19 protein-coding genes and 1 pseudogene are annotated in these 15,919 nt (G+C 75.3%); 8 read left to right on the top strand and 12 right to left on the bottom strand.

Features of this window, described 5'->3' with window-relative positions; genetic code table 11:
• Nucleotides 1–20 precede the first annotated feature (20 nt).
• Nucleotides 21–734 carry a molybdopterin-dependent oxidoreductase gene (locus tag ABZW30_RS15525; RefSeq protein ID WP_355671603.1) on the top strand — a complete coding sequence of 238 codons (714 nt, stop codon included), beginning with the start codon at nt 21–23 and terminating at the stop codon, nt 732–734.
• Nucleotides 718–1,362: a cytochrome b/b6 domain-containing protein gene (locus ABZW30_RS15520; protein WP_355671602.1), complete on the top strand. Its 645-nt coding sequence runs from the start codon at nt 718–720 to the stop codon at nt 1,360–1,362. The genes ABZW30_RS15525 and ABZW30_RS15520 overlap by 17 nt, the downstream gene beginning before the upstream one ends.
• On the opposite strand, the gene ABZW30_RS15515 is transcribed toward ABZW30_RS15520, so the two are convergent.
• The 4 genes and pseudogenes from ABZW30_RS15515 to ABZW30_RS15500 all read right to left on the bottom strand — a co-directional run.
• Nucleotides 1,320–1,502 carry a hypothetical protein gene (locus ABZW30_RS15515; protein ID WP_355671601.1) on the bottom strand — a complete coding sequence of 61 codons (183 nt, stop codon included), beginning with the start codon at nt 1,500–1,502 and terminating at the stop codon, nt 1,320–1,322. The genes ABZW30_RS15520 and ABZW30_RS15515 overlap by 43 nt on opposite strands.
• Before the next feature lie 80 nt (nt 1,503–1,582).
• Nucleotides 1,583–2,236 carry a class I SAM-dependent methyltransferase gene (locus ABZW30_RS15510; RefSeq protein WP_355671600.1) on the bottom strand — a complete coding sequence of 218 codons (654 nt, stop codon included), beginning with the start codon at nt 2,234–2,236 and terminating at the stop codon, nt 1,583–1,585.
• Nucleotides 2,233–2,760 (bottom strand): DUF2064 domain-containing protein, encoded by a 528-nt coding sequence (locus tag ABZW30_RS15505; protein ID WP_355671678.1) that lies wholly within the window; start codon nt 2,758–2,760, stop codon nt 2,233–2,235. The genes ABZW30_RS15510 and ABZW30_RS15505 overlap by 4 nt, the downstream gene beginning before the upstream one ends.
• Nucleotides 2,761–2,895: 135 nt before the next feature.
• Nucleotides 2,896–3,573 (bottom strand): annotated as a pseudogene (locus ABZW30_RS15500) (glycosyltransferase family 2 protein); the annotation flags it as partial.
• 159 nt (nt 3,574–3,732) lie between these two features.
• Here ABZW30_RS15500 and ABZW30_RS15495 point away from each other — a divergent pair.
• Both ABZW30_RS15495 and ABZW30_RS15490 read left to right on the top strand, forming a co-directional pair.
• A complete protein-coding gene (locus ABZW30_RS15495; protein WP_355671599.1) occupies nt 3,733–4,488 on the top strand; it encodes a response regulator transcription factor in 756 nt (251 codons plus the stop codon).
• Nucleotides 4,485–5,642, top strand: coding sequence for a HAMP domain-containing sensor histidine kinase (locus tag ABZW30_RS15490; protein WP_355671598.1), 1,158 nt, complete (start codon nt 4,485–4,487; stop codon nt 5,640–5,642). Before ABZW30_RS15495 ends, ABZW30_RS15490 begins: the two co-directional genes overlap by 4 nt.
• Before the next feature lie 58 nt (nt 5,643–5,700).
• Here the strand turns inward: ABZW30_RS15490 and ABZW30_RS15485 are convergent, their stop codons facing one another.
• The 6 genes from ABZW30_RS15485 to ABZW30_RS15460 form a co-directional block, all read right to left on the bottom strand.
• Complete coding sequence (locus ABZW30_RS15485; protein ID WP_355671597.1) at nt 5,701–6,756, bottom strand: NAD-dependent epimerase/dehydratase family protein; 1,056 nt, start codon at nt 6,754–6,756, stop codon at nt 5,701–5,703.
• Between the two features lie 156 nt (nt 6,757–6,912).
• Complete coding sequence (locus ABZW30_RS15480; protein WP_355671596.1) at nt 6,913–7,953, bottom strand: zinc-dependent alcohol dehydrogenase family protein; 1,041 nt, start codon at nt 7,951–7,953, stop codon at nt 6,913–6,915.
• Nucleotides 7,954–8,147: 194 nt separating this feature from the next.
• Nucleotides 8,148–8,621: a nucleoside deaminase gene (locus ABZW30_RS15475; RefSeq protein ID WP_355671595.1), complete on the bottom strand. Its 474-nt coding sequence runs from the start codon at nt 8,619–8,621 to the stop codon at nt 8,148–8,150.
• A gap of 104 nt (nt 8,622–8,725) precedes the next feature.
• Nucleotides 8,726–9,574: a universal stress protein gene (locus tag ABZW30_RS15470; protein WP_355671594.1), complete on the bottom strand. Its 849-nt coding sequence runs from the start codon at nt 9,572–9,574 to the stop codon at nt 8,726–8,728.
• A gap of 274 nt (nt 9,575–9,848) precedes the next feature.
• Entirely contained in the window at nt 9,849–10,226 is a 378-nt protein-coding gene (locus tag ABZW30_RS15465) for a DUF5946 family protein (protein ID WP_355671593.1), read from the bottom strand.
• Between the two features lie 86 nt (nt 10,227–10,312).
• Nucleotides 10,313–10,501, bottom strand: a complete 189-nt coding sequence (locus ABZW30_RS15460) for a hypothetical protein (RefSeq protein ID WP_355671592.1) — start codon at nt 10,499–10,501, stop codon at nt 10,313–10,315.
• 201 nt (nt 10,502–10,702) lie between these two features.
• On the opposite strand from ABZW30_RS15460, the gene ABZW30_RS15455 reads away from it, so the two are divergent.
• The 4 genes from ABZW30_RS15455 to ABZW30_RS15440 all read left to right on the top strand — a co-directional run bounded on the left by ABZW30_RS15455 (nt 10,703) and on the right by ABZW30_RS15440 (nt 14,619).
• Entirely contained in the window at nt 10,703–11,650 is a 948-nt protein-coding gene (locus ABZW30_RS15455) for an ATP-binding cassette domain-containing protein (RefSeq protein ID WP_355671591.1), read from the top strand.
• Nucleotides 11,647–12,495: an ABC transporter permease gene (locus tag ABZW30_RS15450; protein ID WP_355671590.1), complete on the top strand. Its 849-nt coding sequence runs from the start codon at nt 11,647–11,649 to the stop codon at nt 12,493–12,495. Before ABZW30_RS15455 ends, ABZW30_RS15450 begins: the two co-directional genes overlap by 4 nt.
• A gap of 166 nt (nt 12,496–12,661) precedes the next feature.
• Nucleotides 12,662–13,939, top strand: a complete 1,278-nt coding sequence (locus ABZW30_RS15445) for a sensor histidine kinase (RefSeq protein ID WP_355671677.1) — start codon at nt 12,662–12,664, stop codon at nt 13,937–13,939.
• Nucleotides 13,936–14,619, top strand: a complete 684-nt coding sequence (locus ABZW30_RS15440; RefSeq protein ID WP_355671589.1) for a response regulator transcription factor — start codon at nt 13,936–13,938, stop codon at nt 14,617–14,619. Before ABZW30_RS15445 ends, ABZW30_RS15440 begins: the two co-directional genes overlap by 4 nt.
• On the opposite strand, the gene ABZW30_RS15435 is transcribed toward ABZW30_RS15440, so the two are convergent.
• Together ABZW30_RS15435 and ABZW30_RS15430 are read right to left on the bottom strand one after the other, a co-directional pair.
• Nucleotides 14,609–14,830: a hypothetical protein gene (locus ABZW30_RS15435; RefSeq protein ID WP_355671588.1), complete on the bottom strand. Its 222-nt coding sequence runs from the start codon at nt 14,828–14,830 to the stop codon at nt 14,609–14,611. The two genes, ABZW30_RS15440 and ABZW30_RS15435, sit on opposite strands and share 11 nt — an antisense overlap.
• A 111-nt stretch (nt 14,831–14,941) precedes the next feature.
• Nucleotides 14,942–15,763, bottom strand: a complete 822-nt coding sequence (locus ABZW30_RS15430; RefSeq protein ID WP_355671587.1) for a lipase family protein — start codon at nt 15,761–15,763, stop codon at nt 14,942–14,944.
• Between the last annotated feature and the right edge of the window lie 156 nt (nt 15,764–15,919).

The following is a 15,919-nucleotide window of genomic DNA, read 5'->3' as shown; positions in this document are numbered from 1 at the left end:
CGACCTGGTCGAATCGTCCCGTGAACAGTGGAAACGAAGAGGGCAGGGGCACCCCGGTCGGACGCCGGGTGGTGCTCGGCCTGCTGGGGCTCGGCGCGCTCGGGGTGGCCGCCGGGCCGTACCTGCAGCGGGCCGAGTCGGCGCTCGCGCAACGGGATCCGAGCGGCCTGTCCGGGCTGCTGCCGGGCAACAACGGCTTCCGGTACTACTCGGTGGTGACCTCCGTCCCCGAGCGCGACGCGGGCGACTACGCCCTCACCGTGGACGGACTGGTGGAGCGCCCCACCACCCACCGACTGCCCGACCTGCAGGCGATGCCGCAGCGGCGGCTGGTCAAGGACGTCCAGTGCGTCACCGGGTGGCGGGTGCCGGACACACCGTTCGAAGGGGTGCCGCTGGCCCACCTCCTCGACGCCGCCGGGGTGAAGCCGGAAGCCAAGGCCGTACGCTTCAGCTGCTTCGACGGCGCGTACACCGAGAGCCTCACCCTGGAGCAGGCCCGGCGGGACGACGTGCTGGTCGCGCTGCGCATGCAGGACAACCCGATCGCGCACGACCACGGCGGGCCGGTGCGGCTGTACGTCGCGCCGATGTACTTCTACAAGTCCGCGAAGTGGCTCTCCGGCATCACCGTCACCGGCTCGGTCGAGCCGGGCTACTGGGAGCAGAACGGCTACGACGTCGACGCCTGGGTCGGCCGGTCGAACGGGAGGGACGATGCGCCCACGAGCTGAACTGGTCCTCCGCTTCACCCGGGCCGAGCGCTGGGTGCACCGGACCACCGCCGCACTGACCGGCGTCTGCCTGGCCACTGCCGCCTGCCTCTACCTCGCACCGCTCGCCGAACTGGTCGGCAACCGGCCGCTGGTCGTCACCGTGCACGTGTGGTGCGGCCTGGCGCTGCCGGTGCCGCTGCTGCTCGGGCTCGCCTCCCGGGCGATGCGGGCGGACGTCGCCCGGCTGAGCCGGTTCACCCCGGCGGACTGGCAGTGGCTGCGGGCCGTCCGCGCCCGGGCAGTCCACCGGCCGGCCGGGAAGTTCAACGCCGGACAGAAGCTGTACGCGCAGTGGACGCTCGGATCGATGCTGGTGATCGTCGGCACCGGGCTGTTGATGTGGCTCACCCACCTCGCCCCGCCGTCCTGGCGGACCGGCGCGACCTTCGTGCACGACTGGCTGGCCGCCGCCATCGCGGTCGTGGTCGCCGGGCACGTCCGGATGGCCTGGCGGGACCGGGAGGCGCGGCTCGGGATGCGGACCGGGCTGGTGGAGCGGAGCTGGGCCGAGCGCGAGCACCCGCAGTGGCAGACCGGACCGGATCAGCCGGCGGCGAGGATCGGCGCCGGCGAGTCGGCGGAGTAGGCGACCACGCCGGCCGGCATGCCGAGGTGGTCCAGCCGGGCGACCCGCCGCTCGCCGCCCCGCGGGTGGCCCGGACCGACCCGCACCGCCGCCGTGTCGCCGCAGCCGAGCGCCGTCCCCGACTCCCTGACGACGTCCATGCCCGCGGCTGTCCCGCCGTGCCCCGCCACCTGCGGCGCCGGACGGTCTCCCGGTCACCTCGGCCGGGGCCTCCGGTCGGCTACCCCTTGCGCAGCGCGAGGAAGCGGCGGCCGTGCGAGGCCCAGCGCTCCGCCTCGACGAGGCCCGCGAGGCAGGCCCTTCGCAGGGTGGCGGCCGTGCCGAGGCGGGCCCAGGGGAAGGCCGGGCCGAGCCGGCCGTCCGGCCCCTCCACCCGGACGACGACGCGTTCGTCCACCTCCTCCGGCTCCACCTCCACCAGCAACAGCCCGTCCGGGGCGATGAGTTCGGCGCCCCGGCGGAGCAGCGCGTCCGGGTCGCCGCCGATGCCGAGGTTGCCGTCCGCGAGCAGCGCGGCGCCCCAGCGGCCCTCGGCGGGCAGGCGGTCGAAGACCGAGCGGCGGAGCGCCGGGCCGCCGAGGCCCACCGTGCGGGCGACCGCCGCCCCGGTCACGTCCACCCCGAGCACGGGCACACCGAGGTCGAGCAGCGCAGCCACCAGCCGTCCGGGGCCGCAGCCGAGGTCCAGGACGGGCGCGGTCAGCCGGGTGCAGCGCAGCAGCAGGCTGAAGTCCGCGCCGGCCGCCGGCGCGCACCAGCGTTCGATGTCCAGGCGCTGCCGCCGGCCGTCCTCGCGGCGTAGCCAGAGCGGGCCGTGGCCGCTGCGGACGGCGTCGGCGAAGGGGTCGTCCACCCAGGGTGCGGCGATCGTCAACTCGCCACCTCCGGCGCTGCGTCGACGGCGCGCAGCCGGTCGGCGAAGCGGCTGCGCGGCGCCTCGACGGCCACCTGCCGGGCGTCCTCGACGGTGTCCACGTCGGTCAGTGGGGGCAGGTGGCGGACGGTCAGACCGGCCTGTGCCAGGCGGCGGAGCAGTGCCGGGCCCGTCCCCGGGGTGGACATCGGCACGCCGTGCAGGAGCCGGGCGGCCAGCCCCGGGGTCGGCCGGGCCAGGCCCAGCGCCCAGAACCCGCCGTCGGCCGCCGGGCCGTACCAGGCGTCCGTGCCGTGCCGCCGGGCGGCGGACAGCGGCTCGGCCAGCGCGGCCGCGTCCAGCTGCGGGGTATCCATGCCGACCAGCAGCGCGGGGGAGCGCGGGGCGAGCCGGGCGGCGTGCGCGAAGGCGTCGGCCAGCCGCCGGTCCAGCCCGCCGCCGCACTGCGGGACGACCTCCCAGCCCGGCGGCAGCCAGCCGCCGGGCTCGCCGTCCAGGACCAGCAGGCGCCGTCCGGCGGGCATCGCGGCCAGGGTGTGCAGGGTGTCGGTGAGCGCGGCCTCGGCGAGGTCCGCCGCCTGGGACGGGCTGAAGGGCGGGGTGAGCCGGGTCTTCACCCGGCCGGGGACGGGCGCCTTGGCGATCACCAGCAGCGTGGGCGGCGGCGCGGCCAGCACCGCCCGCATGTCGCGGACGGCCTGGCGGGTGCCGCGCAGGGTGCCGGTGACCTTGGAACGGCCCGCGCGCGGCAGGTAGTCGACGGGGATCTCGGCGATCCGCAGCCCGGCCGCCGAGGCCGCGAGGACCATCTCCAGCGGGTAGCCGGAGCGCCGGTCGCCCAGGCCCAAGGCCAGCAGGCGCTCGCGGCGGGCGGCCCGCATCGGTCCGAGGTCGTGCAGCGGAGCGCCGGTGCGGGCCCGCAGCCCGCGGGCGAGGACGGTGTTGGCGAGTCGGGCGTGCAGCGGCCAGGCGCCGGCGGTGGCCGGCCGGCGGCGGCCGAGCACCAGATCGGCGACGCCGGCCAGCACCGGGCCGGTGACCCGGGGGAGCTGGGCGGGGTCGAGCGAACCGTCGCAGTCCATGAAGCAGACCAGGTCGGCGGTGGCGGCGCGCAGCCCGGCGTGGCAGGCGGCGCCGAAGCCGCGCCGCGGTTCCACGACCACGGTCGCGCCCAGCGAGCGGGCGAGCTCGGCGGAGCCGTCCTGGGAGCCGTTGTCCACCACGATCGCCCGCCAGCCGTCCGGGATCCGGTCGAGCACCCACGGCAGGGCGGCGGACTCGTCGAGGCACGGCAGGACGACGTCGGCGATCGGAAGAGGGGGGAGGGAAGGAGTCACGCCGGTCACGCTAACCGTGGCGGGTACCACCGGGGCCGAACCGCGCCCTTACGGAAGTGCTACGTCCGCGCGGCCGGGACCGTCCGGGGGATCTTACGGAATTCGGACGTGGCCCCCGGCGCGCCCCGGCCGCGGTCGCCGCCTCGTATCCTCGGCGAGGTGAACGAGAGCCCCGCCACCGCCGGACCACCCCGTCCCGGCCGCATCCTGGTGATCGACGACGACCCGACCGTGGCCGAGGTGGTCGCCGGCTACCTCACCCGGGCCGGTCACCACGTCGACCGCGCCGCCGACGGCCCGAAGGGGCTCGCCCTGGCCCGTACCCACCGCCCGGACCTGCTGGTCCTGGACCTCATGCTCCCCGGCATCGACGGCCTGGAGATCCTGCGCAGGCTGCGTACCGGCGGGGACGGCGCCGACCTGCCCGTGGTGCTGCTCACCGCCAAGGGCGACGAGACCGACCGCATCCTGGGCCTGGAACTGGGCGCGGACGACTACGTCACCAAGCCGTTCAGCCCGCGCGAACTCGTCCTGCGGGTCCAGTCGGTGCTGCGCCGCTCCCGGGCGTCCGCGCCCGCGCAGCCTCCCGCCGGGCAGCTGGTCTCCGGTGACATCGCGCTCGACCCGCAGGCCCGCCGGGCGCACCGCGGCGGGCGTGAACTGCTCCTGACGCTCCGGGAGTTCGACCTGCTGGCGTTCCTCCTGCGGCACCCGCAGACGGTGTTCTCCCGGCAGGATCTGATGGAGCGCGTGTGGGGCTGGGACTTCGGCGACCTCTCCACGGTCACCGTCCACATCCGCCGACTGCGCGAGAAGGTCGAGCACGACCCCGCCGCGCCGGCGCTGATCACCACCGTCTGGGGTGTCGGCTACCGCTACGACCCGGCGACGGGGGAGCAGGGCGGCCCGGCGTGAAGGACCTGCTGCTGATCGCCCTGTTCGCCGCGCTCGGCGCGGGCGGGGCGGGCCTGCTCGGCTGGGCGGCCGTCCGGCTGCTGCGCCGTCGCTCGCTCGCGCTGTCGCTGTTCTGCGTCGCCGCCGTCACCGTGCTGGCGGTCACCTCCGGGACCTTCGCCGTCGCCCAGGCGATGTTCCTGTCCCGGCACGACCTCGGGGTGGTGATCACGGTGCTGGCGATGGCCTCGGTGGTGTCGCTGGCGACCGCCGCACTGCTCGGACGTCAGGTCGCGGCCGGGGGAAGGGCGCTGACCGCGGCCGCCCGGACGGTGGGCAGCGACACCGGGTTCACCGCGCCCGAGCCCCCGCTCGGCCTGGAGCTGGCCCAGCTCAGCGCGGAACTCGCCGCCACCAGCGCCCGGTTGGCCGAGTCCAGGGCCCGCGCCCAGGCCCTGGACGGCTCCCGGCGGGAGTTGATCGCCTGGATCTCGCACGACCTGCGCACCCCGCTCGCGGGCCTGCGCGCCATGGCGGAGGCGCTGGAGGACGGCGTCGCCGAGCATCCCCAGCAGTACCTGCAGCGGATGCGCACCGAGGTCGAGCGGCTGACCGGGATGGTGGACGACCTGTTCGAGCTCTCCCGCATCCAGGCGGGGGCGTTGGCCCTGTCGCTGTCCCGGGTGTCCGTCTACGACCTCGTCGACGACGCGCTGGCCGGGGCCCACCCGCTGGCCCGACAGCGCGGCGTCCGGCTGGAGGGCCGACAGGTCGCCGCCGAACCCGTCGAGGTGGACAGCGGGGAGATCACCCGGGTGCTCGGCAACCTCCTGGTCAACGCGATCCGCTCGACCCCCGAGGACGGCGTGGTGGCCGTCTCCGCCCGTCGGGAGGCGGACGAGGTGGTCCTCTCGGTCACCGACGGCTGCGGCGGCATCCCGGAGCAGGACCTGCCCCGGGTGTTCGAGACGGGCTGGCGCGGCAGCCCCGCCCGCACACCCCGCCCGGCCGACCCGGGCGCCCCGGGGGAGCGGGGTGACGGCGGGGGCAGCGGTGCCGGACTCGGGCTGGCCATCGTCCGTGGCATCGTGGAGGCCCACGCCGGCCGTGCCCGGGTCAGCAACACCGCCGGGGGCTGCTGCTTCGAGATCGTCCTCCCGGCTGCCCGGAGCTGACCGGCCGGAGTCGACCGACCGGAGTCGACCGCCCGGAGCCGATCTCCCGGACCCGACGTCACACGCGTTGCGGCGCCGCCGCGAACTCCACCATGCCCTCCGCGAAGGCCACCCGGGCCCGCCAGCCGAGCTCCTCGCGCAACCGGGAGGAGTCCGCGGTGATGTGCCGGACGTCGCCGAGTCGGTACTCGCCGGTCACCACCGGCGCCGGGCCGCCGTACGCGGCGGCCAGCGCCTCGGCCATCTCGCCGACCGTGTGGACCTCGCCGCTGCCGGTGTTGTACGCCCGGGAGCTGCCCGGCGGCCCGCCTGCGACCGCGGCCAGCGCGGCGAGGTTGGCTGCCGCGACGTCCTGGACGTGGACGAAGTCCCGGCGCTGCCCGCCGTCCTCGAACACCCGCGGCGCCTCGCCCCGGGCCAGCGCCGAGCGGAACAGCGAGGCCACCCCGGCGTACGGGGTGTCGCGCGGCATCCCCGGCCCGTAGACGTTGTGGTAGCGCAGCGTCATGACGCGGCCCCCGCAGGCGCGGGCCCAGGCGCCGGCCAGGTGCTCCTGGGCCAGCTTGGTGGCGGCGTACACGTTGCGCGGGTCGGCCGGCGCGTCCTCCGCCACCAGCCCGGGGCGCAGCTCGGCGCCGCACTGCGGGCAGGGCGGCTCGAAGCGTCCGGTGTCCAGCGCGTCCGGGCGGCGCGGACCGGGCGAGACGTCGCCGTGCACCGGGCAGCGGTACCGGCCCTCCCCGTAGACCACCATCGACCCGGCGAGCACCAGGCTCCGCACGCCCGAGCGGGCCATCGCCGCGAGCAGGACCGCCGTGCCCAGGTCGTTGCAGCCCGCGTAGGCGGGCGCGTCGTCGAGGTCCAGCCCCAGGCCCACCATCGCCGCCTGGTGGCAGACCGCGTCCACCCCGGCCAGCGCCTGCCCGACCGCCACGGCGTCCCGCACGTCGCCCTGCCGGAAGTCCACGCCGGCCGGCAGGGCGGGCACGGCCCCGGAGGGGTGGACGGCGGGCAGCAGTGCGTCCAGGACCCGGACCTCGTGGCCCGCAGCCGTCAGAGACCGTACGACCGCCGAACCGATGAACCCGGCGCCGCCGGTGACCAGAATCCTCATGACCGGCGACGCTACCGCCCGGCGGCGGGCCGACCGGCCGAAGCGGTCGGCGCGTCATGCTTCGGTAAGACACGGGGAGCCGACGGGCACCGCTCCTGCGTCACTCGGTAGCTCCGTCGCTCCGTCGCTCCGTCGCTCCGTCGCTCCGTCGCTCCGTCACTCCGCGACGAGCACCGCGACCCCGGTCACCCGGTCGGCGGCGAGGTCCGCGAGCGCCGTGTCTGCCTGCCGCAGCGGGTAACGGCGCACATGCACGGCCGGGCGGGTCCGGGCCGCCTCCGCCAGGTACGCCCGGCCGTCGGCCCGGGTGTTGGCGGTGACGCTGCGCAGCGTGCGCTCCTGGAACAGGTGCCGCTGGTAGTCGAGCGCCGGGATGTCGCTGAGGTGGATGCCGGCCACCGCGAGCGTGCCACCGCGGTCCAGTGCCGCGAGGGCGACCGGCACCAGTTCGCCGGCCGGGGCGAACAGGATGGCGGCGTCCAGCGGCTCCGGGGCGGGGTCGTAGGAATCGCCCGCGAAACCGGCACCGAGCTCCAGGGCCAGCCGTCGGGCCTCCGCACCCCGGGTGAACACGGCCACCCGCGCGCCCCGGGCCAGGGCGATCTGGGCGGTCAGGTGCGCGGACGCGCCGAAGCCGTAGATGCCCAGGAGCCCGCCCTGCGGGAGGTCGGCCCGCTCCAGGGCCCGGTAGCCGATGATCCCGGCGCACAGCAGCGGGGCGAGTTCCTCGGCGGGCGGGCCCTCGGGCAGCCGGTAGGCGAACCGGGCGTCGGCGAGCACGTGCTCGCCGTAGCCGCCGTGCCGGTCCCAGCCGGTGTAGCGGGAGCCCGGGCAGAGGTTCTCCCTCCCGGTGCGGCAGTACGTGCAGCTGCCGCAGGTGTGGGCCAGCCAGGCCACCCCGGCCCGGTCCCCGACCGCGAATCCCTCGACCCCGGATCCGGCCGCCCGGACGAGGCCGACCACCTCGTGCCCGGGCGTGCACCTCGGCGTCCTGGGGACGAGGTCCCCCTCCGCCAGGTGCAGGTCCGTGCGGCACACCCCGCAGGCCTCCACCTCCACCAGGATCTCCCCGGGCCCCGGCCCGGCCAGCGGCCGGCGCTCCCAGAGCAACGGCCCCGGGCCCGCCGTACCGACCGGGCCGGGGCGGGCGACCACCCATGCCCCGGTCTCGTCCGGCGTCTGTCGCGTCGTGTCCATCGCGGGCTCCCGCCTGTCCGCCGGTTCGCTACTTCCAGCCTGCGCCGGTGCCGTCGTCGGCGCTGGCTCCCAGGCGTGCTCCGCCGTCGCCGTACGCCCCGGGGCGCGGCACCTCGCCTGACCGGTGCCCGGTGCCCGGTGCCCGGCACCGTACCGGGCACCGGGCCACGGTGCTGCCCGGACGGCTCGGCCGGTCAGCTCCAGTACCCCGTGTGCACCGCGGCGGCCTCCTCGAACAGGTGCGGCCCGGAGACCTCCACGGAGCTGCCGCCGGCCGCGAAGACCTGGCGGCACGGCAGGTGGAGCACCGGCTCCTCCGGGTCCGCGCCGGCGATGGCGTTCAGGTCGGTCGCGGCGAGCGCGTAGACCACCCGGCGGATGCCGCTCCAGAAGATCGCGCCGGCGCACATCGCGCAGGGCTCGGTGCTGGAGTACAGGGTGGCCTTGGCGAGCTGTGCCGGGGCCAGGGCGCGGGAGGCCTGTCGGACCAGGTTGGTCTCCGCGTGGGCGGTGACGTCGTGGTCCGTGAGCACGGTGTTCTCGGCCGTGAGCAGGACGCTCCCGTCGGGGTCGGTCAGCAGCGCGCCGAAGGGGTGGTTGCCGTGCGCTCGGGCGGAGGCCGCGAGATCGATGGCCGCGAGCAGGTGGGCGCGGGTGTGATCGGCCATGACGTACTCCTCAGGGGTGGGCCGAAACAGGGAGGTCAAACGTATGACGTCCAGGGTGGGCCGAACAGCCGTGGGTAGCGGACGGGATCTCGCCTCCCTCTGGATCAGCCGTACGGTACGACGGCGACCGGGCAGCGCACATGGTGGATCACCGCGTGTGCCACCGGACCGAGGTGATGGTGGCGCAGCGGTGCGTGCCGGGTGCGGCGGCCGACCACGAGCAGCCGGGCCGTCGCCGCCGCGTCCACCAGCGTGACCGCGGGCTTGCCCCGCACCAGCTCGTCCGTCACCTCCACCTCGGGGTGACGGGCCCGCCAGGGCTCCAGGGCCTCGGCGAGCCCGGTCCGCTCGACGGCGGAGACCTCGTGCTCCAGCCCGCCGATGGCGCCGTAGGACATGTACTCGCTGCCGGCCGGCGGGGACCAGACGTGGACCACGCGCAGCGGCGCCGAGCGGAACGCGGCGGCCTCGAAGGCGAAGGCCAGCACCTCCCGCGCGGGGTGCGCCAGATCGAGGCCCACCGTCACGGCACCGGTCGGCTCGCTCTCGTGGGCCCGGACCAGCACCACCGGGCAGGCGGCCCGGCGCAGCACCTCCTGGCTCACCGAACCGGTCAGGAAACCGCGCACGGTGCCCAGCCCTCGCGAGCCGAGCACCAGAACGGCAGCGGTCCGCGAAGCGGTCTCCAGTACCTCCACCGGGTCGGCGGCCACGGGCGAGGAGGTGATCGGCACCCCGGGCGCCAGGGCGCGCAGTCCGGCCTCGCGGTCGGCCAGGTGCGCCAGGGCGCGGTGGTAGGTCTGGTCGCTGCCGACCACGTCCCGCTTCGGCCAGGGCCAGGCCTGGACGACTTCGAGACCGAGCCCGCGGCGCTGCGCCTCGCGCACCGCCCACTCGGTGGCGGCGAGGCTCTCGGGCGAGCCGTCGAAGCCGACGACAACGGATCCGGTCACGGTGTACTCCTCGGTTCCGCGGCACCTCGACGGCTGTACCCGGCCGCCGGGGCCACCTCGGGTTGCGGCCCCAGTATCGGCGCTGGCCGCGACCGGCGCCTGTCGGGGCCCATCGGGGCCGGTCAGAGCCGTTCGGCGCTGCTCGGGGGAGAGGTGACCGCGCTGACCGTGAGCGGGGTGGCGGCCGTCGACGGCGGTGTCGGTCAGGAGTCGGTCTTGATCTTCTTCACCAAGGGCCCGGCACCACGACCGTCCCGTCCGGGTCCCGGTGCGACTACGTTCCGCAGCGCCCCCACGCCCCCACCGTCGCCGCCCAGGCCCGTACCCGCTCCGGGAAGCCCTCGGCCGGGAAGGTCCCGTCGACCGCGGCCTCCGCGATCGTGACGGCGTACCCGCCCTGCGGCGCCTCCACCCGGGCCTCCCGCACCGCCTCCGGCGCCCGCTCCTTCACCCGGTGCGAATTGGCCCCCCGCGCCCGCCCGACCAGCCGGTCCACCTCGGCCAGGCCCCCGTCGAGGTGGGCCCGCAGGAACTCCCGAGCCCTCGCCCCGTTGTCGGCCGGCAGCCGACTCGGATGCTGCAGCAGGAAGCACGACACCGACACCCCGTGCAACGGCCCCCACGGCTCCTCCCGCGCGTGGTCCAACGCCAACAGCGCGTGGAACAGCCCCTCGCAGTCCCGCGCACCACACTCCCCGCAGGGCCCCGGGCCCCTGTCACGGTCCCCCGCGCCGTCCGTCACCGCTGCACGTCCTTGTGCAGGTACATCGCCGACACCCCGTAGCCGCCGCGGCGGACGCGTTCCCGGGCCGGCTCCTCAGGCATGCGCTTCGTGAGTTCGAGGACCACCGCGGCCTCGCGGTGCCTGGTCGCGGCCTCGTACGCCGACGGCGTCATCCGTCGCAGGGGCACCTTCGGTGCGTCCATGCCCCATCTTCGACCGGCCGCGGGCGGCGGCGGAACCGGATTTCGCGCCAGAGCGGCCGGGGGTGGGGCGGCGGAGTGGTACCGCGGTACTACGCCCCGACCGATGATCAGCCCGCGGTGCCACGGATCGGGCGCCGGCCGCACCTAGCGTGGAAGCGTGGGCGGCCGGGACGGACCGGCCCCTGAGCGTAAGGGTGAGCGATGATCGAGGCGCACCAGCTGACGAAGCGGTACGGGGAGAAGACCGCCGTGGACGGGCTGGACTTCACGGTCCGGCCGGGGACGGTGACCGGGTTCCTCGGGCCCAACGGGGCCGGGAAGTCCACCACGATGCGGATGATCGTCGGACTGGACGCGCCCACCAGCGGGTCGGTACGGGTCAACGGCCGTCGCTACGCCGAGCACGCCGCGCCGCTGCAGGAGGTCGGCGCGCTGCTGGAGGCCAGGTCGATCCACCCCGGCCGCTCCGCGTTCAACCACCTGATGGCCCAGGCCCACACCCACGGCATCCCGCGCCGCCGGGTCGACGAGGTCATCGAGCTGACCGGCCTGCAGTCGGTGGCCCGCAAGCGGGCCGGGGCGTTCTCGCTCGGCATGGGCCAGCGGCTCGGCATCGCGGCCGCCCTGCTGGGCGACCCGGCCACGGTGATGCTGGACGAGCCGGTCAACGGCCTCGACCCCGAGGGCGTGCTGTGGATCCGCAACCTGCTGACCTCCCTCGCGGCCGAGGGTCGGACCGTCTTCGTCTCCTCGCACCTGATGAGCGAGGTCTCGTTGGTCGCCGACCACCTGATCATCGTCGGACGCGGCCGACTGCTGGCCGACACCACCGTGCAGGACCTGATCCGCGAGGCCGGCGGCGACGTCGTCAAGGTGGCCAGCGCCGACCCGGCCCGACTGCGCTCGGCGCTCGCCGGGCCCGGCGTGGAGATCACCGGCCGGTCCGGCTCCGAGGAACTGCTGGTCACCGGCCGTACGGCCCGCGAGATCGGGCTCACCGCCGCCGAGCACGGCATCGCCGTCTTCGAGCTCACCGCCCGGACGGTCTCCCTGGAGGAGGCGTTCATGGACCTGACCAGGGACGCCGTGGAGTATCACGGCACCACCACCGCCCGCATCGAGACCGAGACCCCGAGGAGCGCGGCATGAGTACCGTCGTGACGTCCGAGCCGACCGCGGCAGCCGAGCTGCGCCCCGCCCGACCCGCCTACAAGGTGACGGCGCTGCGTGTGCTGCGCTCCGAGTGGGCCAAGCTGTGGTCGCTCCGTTCGACCTGGATCACGCTCGGTCTGGCGCTGCTCTTCCTGGTCGCCTTCGGCCTGATCGCCGCGTTCCAGTTCAAGTCGCGGATCACCTCGGGCCGCCCGATGGACCGGGACTTCGCCAGCGCGAGCGCGCTGAGCCTGTCCCTGTTCGGCACCAACTTCGCCCAGCTGGCGCTGGGCGTGCTCGGTGTGCTGGTCGCGGCCGGCGAGTACTCGACCGGCATGATCCGCTCCACCCTGGCCGCCGTGCCGCGCCGCCTGCCGGTGCTGTGGTCCAAGGCCGCGGTGTACGGCGTGATCGCGCTGGTCCTCGGCACGGTCGGGGTGTTCGCCACGTTCGTGGCCGACAGCGGCATCCTGTCCAGCACCCGGGCGGCGATGACGCTCTCCGACGCCGGGGTGGTCCGCGGCCTGCTGGGCGCCGGGCTCTACCTCGGGCTGGTCGGCGTGATCGGGGTCGCCCTCGGTGCGCTGCTGCGGTCGGTGGCGGGCGGCATCTCGGTGCTGGTCGCCTCGCTGATGCTGATCCCCGGGCTGGTCTCGCTGCTGCCCAGTTCCTGGCAGGACCACATCAGCCCCTACCTGCCCAGCCACGCGGGCGAGGCGATGTTCGCCCTCCACCACGACACGACCACCCTCTCGCCGACGGCCGGACTGCTGGTCTTCCTCGGCTGGACGGTGCTCGCCCTGGCCGGCGCGGCCGTACGGCTGGTCCGTACGGACGCCTGAGGCCGCACGGACGCCCGGGCCCGCACCCCGCCCGAGGCCGTCAGCGGGCCGAGGCCTGAGACACTCCCGGTGCGGCGTCGGAACCGACCGGCGCCGCACCACCCGTACCACCACCAGGGAGACGCCACCGGTGAGCGAGGACCACGCCCCCTCCACCGGCCCGCTCGTGGCCGCCGACACGCTGTCCGGCCACCCGCTGTTCGCCAGGCTGGCCCGGATCGGCCAGCGGGTGCGGGAGGCGGACCGCGCCCACCCCTGGGTGCTGGACACCGCCGTGGTCGCGGTGGTCTTCCTGATGTTCTGCCTCCCCGACCTCTTCCCCGGCCACGGCGAGCCCCCGCACGAGCACCGGGTCGTCCTGCTCCGCCCCCCGCTGCCGGCCATGCTGGCCCTCCAGGCGGGCCTGGTCCTGCCGCTGCTGTGGCGCCGCCGACGCCCCACCGAGGCCTTCGCCGCGATCATGGCGGTGTTCGTGCTGCAGTGGTCGTTCGGCGTCGCCCTGCGCGCCGACGCCGCCCTGCTGGTCGCCCTCTACAGCCTGGCCCTGCACGGACGGCTGCGGCACCTGGCCTGGTCCTGCGTGGTGATGGCCGGCGCGATGGCCCTGGTCGCCGTCGAGGTCTCCGGCGGTGGGCTGCCCGTCGGTGACGCGCTGTTCTTCCTGGTCAGCGCCGCGACCGCGGCCGTCGCCCTCGGCATCGCGGTGCGCATCCGCCGCGCCCAGCTCGCCGGGCTGCGCGAGCGCGCCGCCCGGCTGGAGATCGAGCGCGACCAGCGCAGCCGCCTCGCCGCGGCCACCGAACGTACCCGGGTGGCCCGGGAGATGCACGACATCATCGGCCACAACCTCTCCGTCATCGTCACCCTCGCCGACGGCGGCGCCTACGCCGCCCAGGCCTCCCCCGAGCGCGGCCGGGAGGCGCTGCAGCTGATCGGCGAGACCAGCCGCCAGGCGCTCGGCGAACTGCGCCGGATGCTCGGCGTGCTGCGCGACCAGGGCGACCGGACCGCCGAGTTCAACCCCCAGCCCGGCATCGCCGACCTCGACGGGCTGTGCGCCCGCATCCGCGCCGCCGGCCCCCAGGTGCGGTACACCGTCGGCGGCGACCTGGACCAGCTCGACCGCGGCGTCCAGCTGATGGCCTACCGCATCGTGCAGGAGGCCCTCACCAACACCCTCAGACACGCCGGCCCCGAGACCCGGGCGCACGTGACCCTGACCGCCGACGCCACCCGGCTGCGGGTGCGTGTTCAGGACAGCGGCCCGCCCGGCGGCAGCCCCCGGCCGGTCCGACCGGCCGGCGAGGGGCACGGCCTGGCCGGCATGCGCGAGCGCGCGGCCCTGTACGGCGGCACCGTCACGGCGGGCCCCGGCCCTGGGGCAGGATGGACCGTGGAGGCCGTACTCGACCTCACCCCCGACCGGACAGGCGGCCCGACGTGACAACCGTCCTCATCGTGGACGACCAGCCGTTGCAGCGGTACGGCTTCCGGATGCTGCTGGAGAGCCAGCCCGACACCGAGGTGGTCGGCGAAGCCTCCCACGGCGCCGAGGCCGTCCGGCTGACCGCCGACCTGCGGCCCGACGTCGTGCTGATGGACATCCGGATGCCCGGTATGGACGGCATAGAGGCCACCCGCCAGATCGTCGCCACCGGCGGGCGCTCACGCATCCTCGTGCTGACCACCTTCGACCTCGACGAGTACGCCCACGCCGCGCTCCGCGCCGGGGCCAGCGGCTTCCTGCTCAAGGACGCGCGCCCGGAGGAACTGCTCGCGGGGATCCGCGCGGTCGCCGAGGGCGACGCCGTGGTGGCCCCCGCGATCACCCGCCGCCTGCTCGACGCCTACGCCCACCACCTGCCGGTCCGCCCGCCCGGCTCGGCGCCGGTCGAGGACCCCCGGCTGGACGCGCTGACCGAGCGCGAACGGGAGATCCTGGTGGCCATCGCCCACGGCTGGACCAACAGTGAGATCGCCCAGCGCCTGGTGCTCGCCGAATCCACCGTCAAGACGCATGTCAGCCGGGTGCTGGGGAAGATCGGCGCCCGGGACCGGGTCCAGGCGGTGATCTTCGCCTACGACCGAGGGCTGACCCGGCCCAATCCGCCGATCACGAATTGATCCGGTGACGCCGCCGCGGAGGGCCTGTCGGCTTGGAACCGCTCGGCCGGCTCCGCGTTGCTCGGCCCCGCGTCAGCAGCCGCAACACGTCCAGCTCACGCGGCGTCAGCGCGGACAGGTCGCGGTGCGGCGCTTCGCCCGCCGCGACGCTGCGGGCGAAGCGCTCGATCAGACGCCGGGTGATGCCCGGCGCGGGCAGGGCGGTGGTCACCGGCGTACCGGACCTGGTGGGTGGCACCGTCGCGGACGGGGTTTTCCGCGTCGCGGTGGGTAGTGGGGATCGGGAACAGCCGGGCGAGGGCGGCCCCGGTGATCCGGGCGCTCACAGATTCCTCTCCAGCGCCGTCAGGTAGTTGCGCATGAAGTGGTCGCGCACGCCCTCGCCGGTGGGCTCGAAGGCGGCGGAGGTCAGGCCCTTGGCGCGGTTGGCGACGCCCGCGAGGAGGCTGCTGGCGCCCTGGTGGACGGTGCCGGCGGAGTCGATGAAGCGCAGGGCGTCGACGTGGGTGAAGGCCGGCTCGGGCGGGAGCTGGGGGACGATGTCGTTGTTGTTGACGAAGCGGTGACTGCGGTCCTTGAGGGCCTTGTTGTACGCCGCGGTGAGCATGCGGTCGCAGGTTCGGGGCTGGCCGAAGGTGCACACGCCGTCGGCGGTCAGCCGCGGGTCCTCCAGGTGGAGGCGGGCGGCGGCGAGCATCGCCAGGGCGCCGCCGAGGCTGTGGCCGGTGAGCCAGACGGTCTGGCCGTTGGTGTGCAGTTCGGTGAGGGCTTCGCGGACGTCCGGGAAGACCGATTCAAGGGCCTCGGCGAAGCCGTAGTGGATGTAGCCCGTCCCGGCGGGCCCGGGCGAGGGCGGGGTGGTGGAGTCGGTCAGCCAGTCGCGGATCTCCTTGGGTTCGGTGCCGCGGAAGGCGACGACGATCATCCGGTCGCTCGCCATCGTGTACGCCTGGGTGTCCTGGAGCGGGAACGGCGGGGTGAACCGGGTCTCGTGGTGGCGCACCGTGTCGAAGCCCCAGCCCCGGGCCTGCCGGTCGATGGTGGTGTCGTCCTGGTAGGCGAGGTCGGCGGCTCTGGCCAGGCAGTAGGCGTGGGCGAGGCTGTAGCCGGTCGCGTTCTGGTCGAAGGTGGTGGGTGCGGCCACGGCGGGGACTTCCTCTCGGAGGGACGGTGCCCCTCGTTCGTAGCGGAACCGCCCGCCGTCGCCGGGGCGGCAGCGCCCAGGAGTCACTCGAACAGAGCCTCGGAGGTCGCGCGGGACGTGGGGGCCGAGCCGACGCCGCGGCCTCCGGGACCACGG

The organism is Kitasatospora sp. NPDC004669, from assembly GCF_040609455.1.
Lineage (GTDB): Bacteria > Actinomycetota > Actinomycetes > Streptomycetales > Streptomycetaceae > Kitasatospora.
This window is presented reverse-complemented; position numbering and strand designations above follow the sequence as displayed.

Excerpts from the sequence above, each read along its gene's own strand:
- ABZW30_RS15520 (WP_355671602.1), top strand. The coding sequence starts at position 718 with ATGCGCCCACGAGCTGAACTGGTCCTCCGCTTCACCCGGGCCGAGCGC.
- ABZW30_RS15515 (WP_355671601.1), bottom strand. The coding sequence starts at position 1,502 with ATGGACGTCGTCAGGGAGTCGGGGACGGCGCTCGGCTGCGGCGACACG.
- ABZW30_RS15505 (WP_355671678.1), bottom strand. The coding sequence starts at position 2,760 with ATGCCCGCCGGACGGCGCCTGCTGGTCCTGGACGGCGAGCCCGGCGGC.
- ABZW30_RS15485 (WP_355671597.1), bottom strand. The coding sequence starts at position 6,756 with ATGAGGATTCTGGTCACCGGCGGCGCCGGGTTCATCGGTTCGGCGGTC.
- ABZW30_RS15480 (WP_355671596.1), bottom strand. The coding sequence starts at position 7,953 with ATGGACACGACGCGACAGACGCCGGACGAGACCGGGGCATGGGTGGTC.
- ABZW30_RS15475 (WP_355671595.1), bottom strand. The coding sequence starts at position 8,621 with ATGGCCGATCACACCCGCGCCCACCTGCTCGCGGCCATCGATCTCGCG.
- ABZW30_RS15460 (WP_355671592.1), bottom strand. The coding sequence starts at position 10,501 with ATGGACGCACCGAAGGTGCCCCTGCGACGGATGACGCCGTCGGCGTAC.
- ABZW30_RS15455 (WP_355671591.1), top strand. The coding sequence starts at position 10,703 with ATGATCGAGGCGCACCAGCTGACGAAGCGGTACGGGGAGAAGACCGCC.
- ABZW30_RS15450 (WP_355671590.1), top strand. The coding sequence starts at position 11,647 with ATGAGTACCGTCGTGACGTCCGAGCCGACCGCGGCAGCCGAGCTGCGC.